Here is a 12,220-nt window from a genome sequence, read left to right as displayed (position 1 = left end):
TAAGGAGTAAGCATTTATGACAAATTTTTCTTCATATGAATTTTATGACGATGAACATATACTTTCTTATGTTTATGAACTACATTGGCATCTACCTAAAGATATTCAATTAGAAAGTATGAATATACTTGTCCATCTTCCACCGGATAAAGTTGATTTACTTATTCCGAAATATAGTAAAGCCTGTTGGGAAAATGCGGTAGCTGTTATTAAAAAAATAGGCTATCCAAGAAATGAAAAAGCCTTACCAAAATTAGCAGAGCAATTGCAGGATCGAAACTGGCCTGGGACTTTAGATGCTATTGATATATTTAGAGATTTAGATAAAAAAATCAGTACAAAATATATTGAAATAGAATGTGAAAAAGCAGTAGAAGAACATGACGCAGATTGGTGTGAACACCTATTTTTTGCTTGTGATAGCTTAGGTTTAATAGGTTCGGACTTTAAAAATAGTAATACATATAATAAGTTAAAAGAATTTGCAGATTCTCTAGAGTAAATACTAAAAAATAACTTGTTCAACGTACCTATGAGATAGTTTAATAAAGTTATGACTTACTTTTACATAGTTCAATAGTTTTAATACAATTTATAAAATAACTTTAAAATGCAAGAAGGGGAGAAATAGATGAGTATAAAAGAGGGTTTTATTGATGTTACAGGTGGGAAGGTATGGTATCAAGTACATGATTCAAATACAAATACTACACCTGTTATTGTTTTACATGGAGGGCCAGGTTCTTCACATTATTCAATGCAGGGCTTACAAAAACTAGCGGAATATCGCTCGGTTATTTTTTACGATCAATTGGGATGCGGGAAGTCTGACCGGCCAACAGACACTTCTTTATGGAATATTGATCGGTTTGTAGAAGAATTAGGTCAAATCCGTGAGGCACTTTCACTTGATGAATTTCATATTTTAGGTCACTCGTGGGGGACTACTCTTGCAGCAGCATATTACTTATCTAAACCAGAAGGTGTGAAGAGTATCATCTTTTCAAGTCCATGTTTGAGTGCTCCACTATGGGCAGAGGATCAAGATAAGAATCGAAAACTACTTCCTCTTGAAGTTCAACAAACTTTAAAAAATTGTGAAGAAAATGGAACTACAGATTCTGAAGAGTACAAGAATGCTACAGCAGTATTTAATAAGCATTTTGTTTTTAGACAAGAGCCGGATCCGGAATTTATAAAAAATGGTGCACATTTAAGAAATAGAGAAGTTTACAATATTATGTGGGGCCCTTCTGAGTTTCATGTGACAGGTAACTTAAAGCATTTTGACTGTACTTCGAAATTAAAAGATATAAATGTTCCAACAATTTATACTTGTGGTCGTTTTGATGAAGCAACTCCTGCATCAACAAAATACTTTAGCACCCTTACACCGAATGGAAAATTCCACGTTTTTGAGCAGAGTGCACATATGCCTTATATCGAAGAACAAGAAGAGTATTTACGAGTTATTGGAAGTTTCTTGAATGATGTTGACGTAATCGATCAAAAATAAACATTGTTCACATTGTCTTTTTGGGAAAGAGAATGCATTTATTGATAAAGTAGCAATAAACTAGTTAGGAGAAATTAAAGTGATTCAATCCATTGTACATATAGCACTAGTTGTAAAAGATTATGATGACGCAATAGATTTTTATACTAAGAAGCTAAACTTTCAATTATTAGAGGATACTTACCAGCAAGAACAAGATAAGAGATGGGTTGTTGTATCGCCTCCAGGTTCAAACGGTACTACTATATTACTCGCAAAAGCTTCTAAAGCAGAACAGGAATCTTTTATCGGGAACCAAGCAGGTGGAAGAGTTTTTCTCTTTTTAGGCACAGATGATTTTTGGAGAGATTATAACGAAATGACTTCAAGAGGGATTGAATTTGTAAGAGAACCTAAAACACAAGATTACGGTACTGTAGCAGTATTTAAGGATTTATACGGGAATTTGTGGGATTTAATACAATTCACAGATAATCATCCTTTTGCAAACAGGATTTGTTAAGATTTTACTATTCTACTTTTTAGATTAAAGCATAACTATATAACAAACGAATGACTTAATTTGAAATTCAAAAGCTGCCTAATAAGCAGCTTTTTTTAATTTGTAAATGTCGATTACATCAGATCTAATCTACCATTCCAATTTTTTTACTTTAGGACATCCGTTTTTTGAACAAGGAATAACAATATTTATGTCGAATAATTCATTAAATGTAATATTTTGGAAATTTTAGGAGGAGGAAATGGCAATGTTAAGCTTTTTAGGAGGACTTTTATTTTTAATTCCGTTGTTGATTGTAGCTGCAATTGCTGGTGTAGGCTATTTTTTCTGGATCAGGTATCGTTACAGAACGGCAAAGTCAAATCAAGCTTTAATTATTACAGGTCCAAAATTAGGAGATCCTGAGAAAGAAACGAATATCTTTACAGATCAAGAAGGTCGTTCAATGAAAATTATTAGAGGTGGTGGATACCGTTTAAGAAGGTTCCAAACATCTACACCTGTAAATCTTACATCTTTTCAATTAAAGCTATCAACACCAAGAGTCTATACAAATGGTGGCGTACCAATTGTTGCTGACGCTGTAGCAATGGTTAAGGTAGCAGATACTTTAAATGGAATCGCAAACTATGCAGAGCAATTTTTAGGTAAAAAGCAAGAAGAAATTGAAGCAGAAATTATTGAGGTTCTTGGAAGTAATCTACGTGCGATTCTTTCTAAAATGACGGTGGAAGATATTAATAGTAACCGAGAAAAATTCAATCAGGATGTATCTGAAGTTGCACAAAAGCAGCTCGATTTAATGGGATTTAAAATTACATCATTAGGTCTTACAGACTTACGTGATGCCGATGAAGAGAATGGATACCTAGAAAACTTAGGTAGACCACGAATTGCTGAGGTACGTAAACTGGCAGAAATCGCTGAAGCAAATAGTGAGCGTGAAACTCGTATACATAAAGCACAAACTGATCAAGAGGCAAAAGAAGAAGAATACAAACGTCAAATTGCAATCGCAGAATCAAAAAAGGAAAAAGATATTAAGGATGCAGCCTTTATGGAAGAAACTGAACGTGCTCGTGCGAAATCAGAACAGTCATATGAACTTGAAAAAGCAAAATTAGCAAAAGAAGTAAAAGAAGAAGAATTATCACTAAAATTCCTAGAGCGTGAACGTGCTGTTAGGCTTGAAGAAGAGGAAAGTAAAGTACGTAAAACCAAAGCAGATGCTGAATACTATGAAACAACTCGTAAAGCAGAAGCTGAGGCTCGTAAAGCGGAAATTGACGGGGAAGCAAAAGCAAAGATTCGTAAGGCAGAAGGTTCTGCTGAGGCGGACGTTATTCGTGAAAGAGGTAAAGCCGAAGCGGAAGCACGTAAATTATTAGCTGAAGCGATGGAAAAACATGGTGAGGTCATTATCACAGAAAAATTAATCGAAATGCTGCCTGTCTTTGCGGAAAAAATTGCTCAACCACTTAACAATATTGAATCGGTTAAAATTATTGATTCAGGTAACGGACAGGGGATTCCATCTTTTGGAAAAAGTATTACAAAAACAATGGTTGAAATGCAAGAGCCATTAAAAGAAATGACAGGTATTGATGTTGCTGAATTGATCAAGTCATATGCATCAAGGACCAATGGATATGTAAATCAAAGCCCTGCTGTTTTACCTGAAAAAAGTTTAGAAAATAGCAAATCTGATGGTACGAATTCGATCGAATAGCTACAATTATAAGACTTTCGTTGAGTAGCCAATGGCTACTCTTTTTTTGAGGAACTCTTATTTGTGTTAAATTTGGTATGAAAAGATTCAAAATAAAAGAGAAATATAAGATAGGTTAAAAAATGGGGACAAAACATGGACGGAAAAGTGATGATAGAAAATTTCTCAACCCAATGGGCTTTAGAATATAAGAAAGAAGAAATGAAGATAAGAAGTGTTTTGGGGGAAACATTAATTCAAATGGAACATATTGGTAGTACTGCAATTGAAAACTTAGGTTCAAAACCCATTATAGATATAATGTGTGGAGTAAAAAATGTAAATGAAATAAGTGACTTTCTTAAATCGTTTGCTAATATCGGATATGAATTCGTTTGGCATGAGGATTTTCCGGAAAGACGTTTTTTTAGAAAAGGTGAATATAGAGCAGGTACACACCATCTTCATATCTATGAATTTGAGAGTGACTATTGGACAAATAATATATTATTTAGAGATTACTTGAGAAATCATTCAGATATACTAAACGAGTACTATCACTTAAAATTAAAATTAGCTGATAAATATCCATATGATAGAGTTTCATATACAAACGGAAAAAATGAATTTATTAGATCAATTATTAAAAAAGCTAGGGAAGAATTAAAAACATGAATCATATGTAACTAGTGATTATTCATGTAAAGATGCAATTTTTAACTATGAAGGAGAATAAGTATGAATGATAAAATAACAGAAATTGAATTTCAAGATATTATTCGTAGACGAAGTAATGGTGAAATCAACTTTCCGCAATTTCTAGAAGAATTAGCCAAAAGAGGCATAAATGAATATGAAATAGAAGTTACTTCTGGTCAAGCTACTTATAAAGGAGTTCATTCAGAATTTAAAACAGATTCCCAAGTAAATTTAGTTATTTCTAATCAATTTGATCGAAACAAAGTACTTGAGGCTATTGCAAATATCTCTCTTCCATTTTTAGAGTTTTTAAAAGAAATTGCTGATGCAGGAATTGTAAACTATCGTGTTTATATACCTGAGAGAAAGGTTACATATTTCGGTATAGGGGAAGAAGAAATTGATGAGAAACTTAATATATGAAATAACTATAAAGCATATAGCAAATCTGATCATAAAGAGGCTCGAAAACGCCAAGTTTGAGATTATTCTATTTTAATTAAAAAATAAGATTCAGACAAATGATTGTTCTTAGTGTAGCTATCATCTATCAATTATGAACGAGATTAGCATTAAAACTAATTTATTGACAATTTAATTAATTTAAACTATTATCACATTATTAATGAAAAAGTTGAATTTATATTTATCTTCTTATCCAGAGAGGTGGAGGGACTGGCCCTTTGAAGCCTCGGCAGCAGGTTCTTATGAATACTGTGCCAATTCCAACAAGCACACGCTTGAAAGATGAGAAGAGGGTTAAAAAAACTCTCTTCTTTGGAGGAGAGTTTTTTATTTTGAGTATAATTCCAACTTAGTAGATTGGCAAACTCGGTTATATTAAAATTAAGGGAGAGAGTCCAGATGAAATATGGTTTTTGGTTACCTATTTTTGGAGGCTGGTTACGCAATGTTGATGATGAAAATATGCCGCCAACCTATGAATATGCAAAAGAAGTTATTCAATCGGCTGAAAAATGGGGCTATTCAACTACTTTAATAGCAGAATTATATTTAAATGATATTAAGGGACCTGAGCATGATTCTCTTGAGGCTTGGTCTACAGCAGCAGCACTTGCTGCAGTTACGGAAAAAATTGAAATTATGACGGCAATTCGTCCTGGTTTTCATAATCCTGCTGTAGCAGCAAAAATGGCTGCTACTATAGATCAAATCAGTAACGGGCGATTCACGTTAAACGTTGTTTCTGCTTGGTGGGCAGAAGAAGCGCGTCAATACGGAGGTATTTTTACAGAACATGATGAGCGTTATGCTCGTACGGAAGAGTTTATTGATGTACTAAAAGGTTTATGGACAGAAGAAACTTTCAATTATTCTGGCCAATTTTACGACTTAAAGGACACGAAGCTTGCTCCGAAGCCGGTGCAAAGACCTAACCCAATTCTATATGCAGGTGGTGAAAGTGAAAAAGGCAAGCAAACTATTGCAGAAAAATGTGATGCTTACGTAATGCATGGTGGAACTGTTGAAGAGATTGAACGAAAAATAGCAGATATGAAAGCACGTCGTGAACAAACGGGCAATAAACCATTTAGTTCTTTTGGAATGGCAGCGTATGTTATTTGCCGAGATACTGAGGAAGAGGCACAGGCTGAGCTTGAAAAAATCACAAAAGTAAAGGATTCAAGCGGATATGCTGGTTTTAAAGACTTCACTACAAAATCACAATTAGAGCAACAAATTCAATTACAGGATTATTCGGTGTCTAACCGAGGCTTGCGTCCAAATTTAGTAGGAACACCAGAACAAATTGCAGATCGAATTTTACAATACGAAGAAACTGGATTAGACTTATTATTATTACAATTTTCTCCTCAACTCGAGGAAATGGAACGATTTTCAAAACAAGTTATGCCATTAGTTGAACAAAAACGTAGTTTCATAAAGAGCTAGAAAGGGGTCGTACAAATGAGCAAGGTATATGTAATTCATGAAAATAGTGAGTGGACAGTCCATTTAACAAAAAGATTGGAGGAACTGGGTGTTCCTTATGAAGAATGGCATTTAGACGGAGGAACTTTAGATTTATCGACAGAACCACCAGAAGGTATCTTTTATAGCAGAATGAGTGCTTCATCTCACACTCGTGATCATCGTTTTGCAGCCGAATTTACTGCTCAAGTCTTAGCCTGGCTTGAAGCACACGGACGTACGGTGTTAAATGGAACGAATGCACTAAAATTAGAAGTAAGTAAGGTTTTACAATACTTAGAATTAAACAAGTATGGTGTTAAGACCCCAAAAACAATTGCAGCGGTTGGAAAAGAAAATATTTTGAAGGCAGCTGAAAGTTTTTCAGGACAGTCATTTATTACGAAGCATAATCGTGCAGGTAAAGGGTTAGGTGTTCAATTATTTCACAGTATTGAAGCATTAAAAACTTACGTAGAAGGACCTTCTTTCGAAGAGCCAGTCGATGGTATTACCCTTATTCAAGAATACATATTGTCTCCCGAAAGCTATATAACTCGCTGTGAGTTTGTCGGAGGTAACTTTGTTTATGCTGTGAAGGTTGATACTTCGGAAGGTTTTGAACTGTGTCCAGCAGACGTTTGCCAAATCGGCGATTTATACTGTCCTGTTGGCGAAGAAGTAGAAGAGAAGCCGAAGTTCGAAATCATTAATGGCTTTGAGGATGAAATTTTAAATAAATATAAAGAAGTTCTAGCTAATAATCAAATTCAAGTTGCTGGTATCGAATTCATCAGAAATGCTGAAGGTACGATATTTACTTACGATATCAATACAAACACGAACTATAATTCTGATGCTGAAGCAAAAGCTGGAAAATATGGAATGCTTGAATTAGCTTCATTTTTAAAGACAACTTTAGAAGAAAACTATACTACAACAAAGGCTTAATTTTGAAGTAGTTACGAAAACATAATATAATCTATTTAATAAAGGAATTTCACTTAGAAATTCCTTTTTTGATACACATTTATTGCAACTGTTAAATGATTTTTCTTTAAAAGATAAGGAACAGGAAAATACTTACATTTTTTGAAATCAACTCGAAATGTTAGAAAGAGTACAGGGACTTAGCTATGTAATGCTTTGCCATAAAATCTAGATTTCTCCAAATAAATAGTAAGATAATTAGGAGGACAACAATGAGTGAATCTTATGTTTTTCATCTATTACATAAAAAATATAATAAATTGTTTGATTTGATAAAGAAGTGTCCAGAAAATAAGAGAGATGTTGTACCTGAAGGCTTTAATAATAGTATTCACTGGCAACTTGGGCATATTCTTTATACTACTGAAAACCATTTACTTAAACTTTCTGATCATAATAAGTTTCTACCAGAAAGCTACCAAACATTTTTTGCGTATGGTACGAAACCTCTTGAATGGAATGTTGAACCGCCTACATGGAATTTATTAATTGAACAGTTAAAAGAACTGCTAGAACATATTCATGTAGTTTTGAATGGTAAACTTGATACTCAAGTGAAAAAGAATTTTCTTGAAGCAAATACAATTGAAGATTTGCTCATTTATAATGTATCGCATGTATCTGAACATCTAGGCGTCATCATTAGCATGATAAAAGTACTAAATAAGCTTCATAAAGATTGAATTATGTTTACGAATACTTATTTTTATTTTAAGAAATACATTAATATATCGTACTCACATTCTTAAGTTTGAATTGGGGCGGATTAGAACTGAGTGTTTTTAAATTAAAATTCAACAAATAAAAAGCAAGAGTTATGAACTCTTGCTTTTTATGAATGACTAGTATTTAGACTCTCTGCCATCATCAAATCATACTGGTAAGCAGCTTTAGCCAATTCATATCTGACTTTTTTACTTGCTTCAACATAGTCTGATTCCTTCACAAGACCAGATAAAGAAAATCGGTTACCCCTGAAATCCACATTTAACTCGGTAATCTGATTGAATCTAAAACTCTCCAAAGGATTGCCATTTTCATCCAGTAACAAGTATTCACTATATTTCTCATTACAAGTTTGTGCAACTTCCTCCATGACCTTAAAGGCATCATCTGGATTTTGCTTATAATTGAGAACAAGACTTTCGTTCACACGACGCATACCACGATTCCCATTCTGTAGCTCTGTGATATTACTATATGAGACAGTATATAGGTAACCATCATACTGACGGATTTTCAAATAACGCATACTGATTTCCTCAATTTTCCCCTGACGATTTCCGTTGATGACTACATAATCACCAAGATGGATTTGTCGCTCAAGCAAATAAGTTAACCCCATAATATAATCACGGATGATATGCTGTAGAATTAGAGCCAGGGCTCCTGCCACCACGACAGAACCAGTGATAAATTTTCCAAGTTTGACGAAATTACTTATCACATAAAGGATGAAGATAACCCATCCTAATACCTTTGTGACCTCTCTAGCGAAATGCATGATTGTCTCTTCACGCTTTTCATCCAATATACTAGTTTTATCAAAGAAAAGCTTGATCGATTTTCGGATTAAATATACTGTGAATAGTATCAGAAGTGCCACAGTCAAAATTTTTACAGGCAACTGATCGAACAGTTCTAAGGACATATTATCAACTCCTACTTTTTTCAATATACCATAGAAATATAGTAATGGAGTAGGACCTTTCTTTCCCTACAACCAAAATAATAGCTTTACTATATTTTGATGCATTTTAAAACATCAAGAAACTTCATAAAGTGAACATATTTTGGCTTTTGTAAAGATGGGGGAGGTATTTTAAAGTAGCAATTAATAATTTCTAACACTTGTATCTTATTAAACATGATTTCATATTAAATAGTATTAATAAATTATAAAGAAAGGGGGTGTAGGACATCTTAATAAGACTTTTCCATAAATCTAACAGGTCCACTAAAATTACTCTCTTGACAGTGTCTATACTAGTATTAATTGGTGGGATTGTTAAACTTGTTCTTTAATCAAAAACAGACATTTAGATTTTGCTTTTTATTAAATTAAATTTATGTTTTAATGCTAATGAACTAACACATTTATTAGTTCATTAGCATTTTTCATGAAACTTCTTAATTCTCTGGAATAATCGTAATAGCAATTGTTCGAATAGGGCCATCTTTTTCTTTACTCGTGGCGTTGTAGTATTTAGTCATTAATTCATTTAATTCGTTTTGAAACTGTAAAAAGTGTTCTTCATTAATCTTTAACTCTACTACTGAAAACGTAGCACGATCCTCTTGGCTGTTTTGATCCTCTAATTTGTTTAGATAATTTTGGTATTGAGACATAAGTAACAATTGATAAGAAGATACATAGTTTAATTTTTCTTCAATAGATGCTTCTTTCCATTCCTCTTGATCTAGTTTTGCTTCATCTTCATTTAAAACGTAATATTTTTCCGAAACAGATTTGACCTTTTTTTCTTTAATAACGCGAATGATATCAGAATCCATTAATATTTGTATGTGCCTATAAAGAGTTGCTTGAGGTACATCTTTAATGATTTTAATCATCTCTAATGGTGTTAGTCCATTTTCTTTATTTCTCATTAACGCTTGGCAGATTTTCATTCTAACTGGATGCATTATAATTTCGGTTTTATTGCTCATATTATCACCTTATTTACTGATTAATTTTAATTCTCATTATAAAGAATGAGAACAGTAGTTGCAACATAACAGTAGATATATTATCATTATCAATAATGAGAATGAAATATATTCATAGGGGGGAAGATAAAATGAAGCTACACTACGGCTTTGATGATCTAAAAGACTTTGATTTTATGGCTTATTTACCGATTATATTTCCAGTTATCGTAATATCTGCTCTATTAATTTTAATTGCTTTAATTGATTTGTACCGACATAGAAAAACGAGAGAGAATGTCGTCTTTTGGACGTTTGTTGTTATATTTGCAAACACATTTGGACCTATTCTGTACTTTGTAATGGGGAGAAAGGATAGTGAGAGGTAGTGAAATTGGAAATCAAAAATGTATCAAAAACATTTAAAGAGAAGGTTGCAGTCAATAAATTCTCGATGGAAATACAAACAGGAGAATGTATTGGATTAATAGGACCGAATGGAGCAGGGAAGTCGACATTAATAAAAGTGATTTCAGATATTATCAACGCTGACTCTGGTGAGGTATTACTGAATGGTAAAAAAATATCACAAATGAAAAGGGAAATAGGTTACTTACCACAGTATCCTAATTTTTATCATTGGATGACAGCTAAAGAGACCCTTACATTTATGGGGCAACTTTCTGGAGTAACAAAAAATGAATTAGCGAACACTATACCAAAAATTTTGATGAAAGTAGGACTTACAGGTGAAGAACATACAAAAGTTGGCACTTTTTCCGGTGGAATGAAACAACGACTTGGTATTGCTCAGGCACTCTTGCATAAACCTTCATTTATCGTCATGGATGAACCAGTATCAGCACTAGATCCGATCGGGCGAAGGGAAGTGCTAAACCTGATTAAAGAAATAAAAAAGGAAACAACGATTATATTATCTACTCATATATTGGGCGATGCGGAAGAAATATGTGAGCGATTTGTTGTCATTAAAGATGGGAGTAAAATTGAAGACACGACGATTACAGATCTATTAAATCGTAATAGTGAAAATAAATTAAATTTGGAAATTACTGCAAAAGATCAAAAGTGGATTGATATTCTAAAAAAATTACCATATGTGAGGGATGTAGAGGTCATTGGGAATAAAGTCAAAATAAAAGTTGATGAAATTTCAAAAAATAAAAATATGTTACTGAAAAGTGCGATCGAGCATGAAGTAGACCTCTTAAAATTTGATATAAATAAGGATACTTTAGAAGAGATTTTCCTAAAGTTGGTGGTGTAGAAATGAATAACTTTATTGTATTAACTAAAAAAGAATTTGCTCAAATGATACTTGAATATAAAGTTATGTGGTTACCCCTTGTCTTTATTTTTTTAGGGTTAACCCAGCCAATCGTAACTTATTTTTTGCCAACAATTCTAGAATCATTAGGTGGTAGCCAGGGAATAACAATTGACCCGAGTATGACTAATCAAAATGGAAGTGAAGTTCTTGCTAGTACCTTAGGCTCTCAATTTGATCAGCTAGGGATTATAATTATCGTAATCTCAATGATGGGAATTATTCAATCAGACAAAGCCAATGGCATGTTAGCCTTTATCCTAACAAGACCTGTTTCAATAGTTTCATATATAGGTGGAAAAATAGTATCAAATTGGTTCTTAGCTACCTTAAGTGTGTCTATTGGTTACATTGTTTCTTATTATTATGTAAATTATCTTTTTACGGATGTTCCATTTTCACAAATGATGACTGGACTCTTCTTTTACCTAGTATGGGTTCTTTATATTGTAACTTTTACTACCATGATCAGTACTGTTTTTCAGAGCCAGGGTGTAATTGCATTAATTTCAATTGTTTACCTCATTACTTGTCGAATTATCGTCGGATTGAATCCAGTAATTGATTTTGTAAATCCAGCTAGTATGAGCAAACATGCTGTCGAATTGCTAATAATAGGAAGGGTAAATTCAGACGGAATAATCAATATATTACTAAGTATTGTTTGTATATTGATGACACTTGTGGTTACTTATTATTGGATTGTTAATAAAAAATTTAATCACGAATAAGCTTCTATCTAGAAAAAGATACCATTTCTGTACTATTAACTAAATGAAAAAGGCATTGGATTAAGATATACCAATGTCTTTTTTAGATTTCTAATATAATAGTCTATCAGTATATAGTAATACTAGTCAGTCTATTTTTGGTTTA

At 33.0% G+C, this 12,220-nt stretch carries 14 protein-coding genes and 1 riboswitch; of the genes, 12 read left to right on the top strand and 2 right to left on the bottom strand.

Annotated features, from left to right (window positions below; translation table 11 throughout):
* Positions 1–16 precede the first annotated feature (16 nt).
* From ACX6U0_RS01485 to ACX6U0_RS01445, 9 genes are all read left to right on the top strand, one after another.
* The gene (locus tag ACX6U0_RS01485) at positions 17–502 is read left to right on the top strand and encodes a hypothetical protein (RefSeq protein ID WP_464958239.1); all 486 of its coding nucleotides are present in this window, start codon (positions 17–19) and stop codon (positions 500–502) included.
* 129 nt (positions 503–631) lie between these two features.
* A complete protein-coding gene (locus ACX6U0_RS01480; RefSeq protein ID WP_464958238.1) occupies positions 632–1,516 on the top strand; it encodes a proline iminopeptidase-family hydrolase in 885 nt (294 codons plus the stop codon).
* A 79-nt stretch (positions 1,517–1,595) separates the two neighbouring features.
* Positions 1,596–2,018, top strand: a complete 423-nt coding sequence (locus tag ACX6U0_RS01475; RefSeq protein ID WP_464958237.1) for a VOC family protein — start codon at positions 1,596–1,598, stop codon at positions 2,016–2,018.
* 241 nt (positions 2,019–2,259) lie between these two features.
* Positions 2,260–3,747 (top strand): flotillin family protein, encoded by a 1,488-nt coding sequence (locus tag ACX6U0_RS01470; RefSeq protein ID WP_464958236.1) that lies wholly within the window; start codon positions 2,260–2,262, stop codon positions 3,745–3,747.
* A gap of 135 nt (positions 3,748–3,882) precedes the next feature.
* Entirely contained in the window at positions 3,883–4,401 is a 519-nt protein-coding gene (locus tag ACX6U0_RS01465) for a GrpB family protein (RefSeq protein WP_464958235.1), read from the top strand.
* 63 nt (positions 4,402–4,464) lie between these two features.
* On the top strand, positions 4,465–4,848 hold the full coding sequence (locus ACX6U0_RS01460; RefSeq protein WP_464958234.1) for a DUF1398 family protein: 384 nt from the start codon (positions 4,465–4,467) through the stop codon (positions 4,846–4,848).
* Positions 4,849–5,076: 228 nt separating this feature from the next.
* Positions 5,077–5,179: riboswitch (SAM riboswitch) on the top strand.
* A 110-nt stretch (positions 5,180–5,289) separates the two neighbouring features.
* The gene (locus ACX6U0_RS01455; RefSeq protein ID WP_464958233.1) at positions 5,290–6,339 is read left to right on the top strand and encodes an LLM class flavin-dependent oxidoreductase; all 1,050 of its coding nucleotides are present in this window, start codon (positions 5,290–5,292) and stop codon (positions 6,337–6,339) included.
* 15 nt (positions 6,340–6,354) lie between these two features.
* On the top strand, positions 6,355–7,308 hold the full coding sequence (locus ACX6U0_RS01450; protein ID WP_464958232.1) for an ATP-grasp domain-containing protein: 954 nt from the start codon (positions 6,355–6,357) through the stop codon (positions 7,306–7,308).
* A gap of 251 nt (positions 7,309–7,559) precedes the next feature.
* Positions 7,560–8,030: a DinB family protein gene (locus ACX6U0_RS01445; RefSeq protein ID WP_464958231.1), complete on the top strand. Its 471-nt coding sequence runs from the start codon at positions 7,560–7,562 to the stop codon at positions 8,028–8,030.
* Positions 8,031–8,179: 149 nt separating this feature from the next.
* On the opposite strand, the gene ACX6U0_RS01440 is transcribed toward ACX6U0_RS01445, so the two are convergent.
* Positions 8,180–8,998: a mechanosensitive ion channel family protein gene (locus tag ACX6U0_RS01440; protein ID WP_464958230.1), complete on the bottom strand. Its 819-nt coding sequence runs from the start codon at positions 8,996–8,998 to the stop codon at positions 8,180–8,182.
* A 479-nt stretch (positions 8,999–9,477) separates the two neighbouring features.
* On the bottom strand, positions 9,478–10,017 hold the full coding sequence (locus tag ACX6U0_RS01435; protein WP_464958229.1) for a helix-turn-helix domain-containing protein: 540 nt from the start codon (positions 10,015–10,017) through the stop codon (positions 9,478–9,480).
* A gap of 131 nt (positions 10,018–10,148) precedes the next feature.
* Between ACX6U0_RS01435 and ACX6U0_RS01430 the strand changes: the two genes are divergently transcribed.
* Genes ACX6U0_RS01430 through ACX6U0_RS01420 form a run of 3 tightly spaced genes read left to right on the top strand, consistent with a single transcriptional unit; the run spans position 10,149 to position 12,075 of the window.
* Complete coding sequence (locus tag ACX6U0_RS01430; RefSeq protein WP_464958228.1) at positions 10,149–10,385, top strand: PLD nuclease N-terminal domain-containing protein; 237 nt, start codon at positions 10,149–10,151, stop codon at positions 10,383–10,385.
* On the top strand, positions 10,385–11,284 hold the full coding sequence (locus tag ACX6U0_RS01425) for an ABC transporter ATP-binding protein (RefSeq protein ID WP_464958227.1): 900 nt from the start codon (positions 10,385–10,387) through the stop codon (positions 11,282–11,284). The genes ACX6U0_RS01430 and ACX6U0_RS01425 overlap by 1 nt, the downstream gene beginning before the upstream one ends.
* Positions 11,285–11,286: 2 nt before the next feature.
* Complete coding sequence (locus ACX6U0_RS01420; protein WP_464958226.1) at positions 11,287–12,075, top strand: ABC transporter permease; 789 nt, start codon at positions 11,287–11,289, stop codon at positions 12,073–12,075.
* Positions 12,076–12,220 lie beyond the last annotated feature (145 nt).

This window comes from Gottfriedia sp. ABJ_BB2_2 (assembly GCF_055484705.1).
The sequence above is the reverse complement of the archived record's forward strand: the minus strand, read 5'-3'. Positions and strand labels throughout refer to the sequence as shown.

What these genes read in the sequence shown, in the direction of transcription:
- ACX6U0_RS01485 (WP_464958239.1), top strand. Translation starts at nt 17, where the DNA reads ATGACAAATTTTTCTTCATATGAATTTTATGACGATGAACATATACTT.
- ACX6U0_RS01445 (WP_464958231.1), top strand. Translation starts at nt 7,560, where the DNA reads ATGAGTGAATCTTATGTTTTTCATCTATTACATAAAAAATATAATAAA.
- ACX6U0_RS01480 (WP_464958238.1), top strand. Translation starts at nt 632, where the DNA reads ATGAGTATAAAAGAGGGTTTTATTGATGTTACAGGTGGGAAGGTATGG.
- ACX6U0_RS01435 (WP_464958229.1), bottom strand. Translation starts at nt 10,017, where the DNA reads ATGAGCAATAAAACCGAAATTATAATGCATCCAGTTAGAATGAAAATC.
- ACX6U0_RS01430 (WP_464958228.1), top strand. Translation starts at nt 10,149, where the DNA reads ATGAAGCTACACTACGGCTTTGATGATCTAAAAGACTTTGATTTTATG.
- ACX6U0_RS01450 (WP_464958232.1), top strand. Translation starts at nt 6,355, where the DNA reads ATGAGCAAGGTATATGTAATTCATGAAAATAGTGAGTGGACAGTCCAT.
- ACX6U0_RS01460 (WP_464958234.1), top strand. Translation starts at nt 4,465, where the DNA reads ATGAATGATAAAATAACAGAAATTGAATTTCAAGATATTATTCGTAGA.
- ACX6U0_RS01455 (WP_464958233.1), top strand. Translation starts at nt 5,290, where the DNA reads ATGAAATATGGTTTTTGGTTACCTATTTTTGGAGGCTGGTTACGCAAT.
- ACX6U0_RS01465 (WP_464958235.1), top strand. Translation starts at nt 3,883, where the DNA reads ATGGACGGAAAAGTGATGATAGAAAATTTCTCAACCCAATGGGCTTTA.
- ACX6U0_RS01420 (WP_464958226.1), top strand. Translation starts at nt 11,287, where the DNA reads ATGAATAACTTTATTGTATTAACTAAAAAAGAATTTGCTCAAATGATA.
- ACX6U0_RS01470 (WP_464958236.1), top strand. Translation starts at nt 2,260, where the DNA reads ATGGCAATGTTAAGCTTTTTAGGAGGACTTTTATTTTTAATTCCGTTG.
- ACX6U0_RS01440 (WP_464958230.1), bottom strand. Translation starts at nt 8,998, where the DNA reads ATGTCCTTAGAACTGTTCGATCAGTTGCCTGTAAAAATTTTGACTGTG.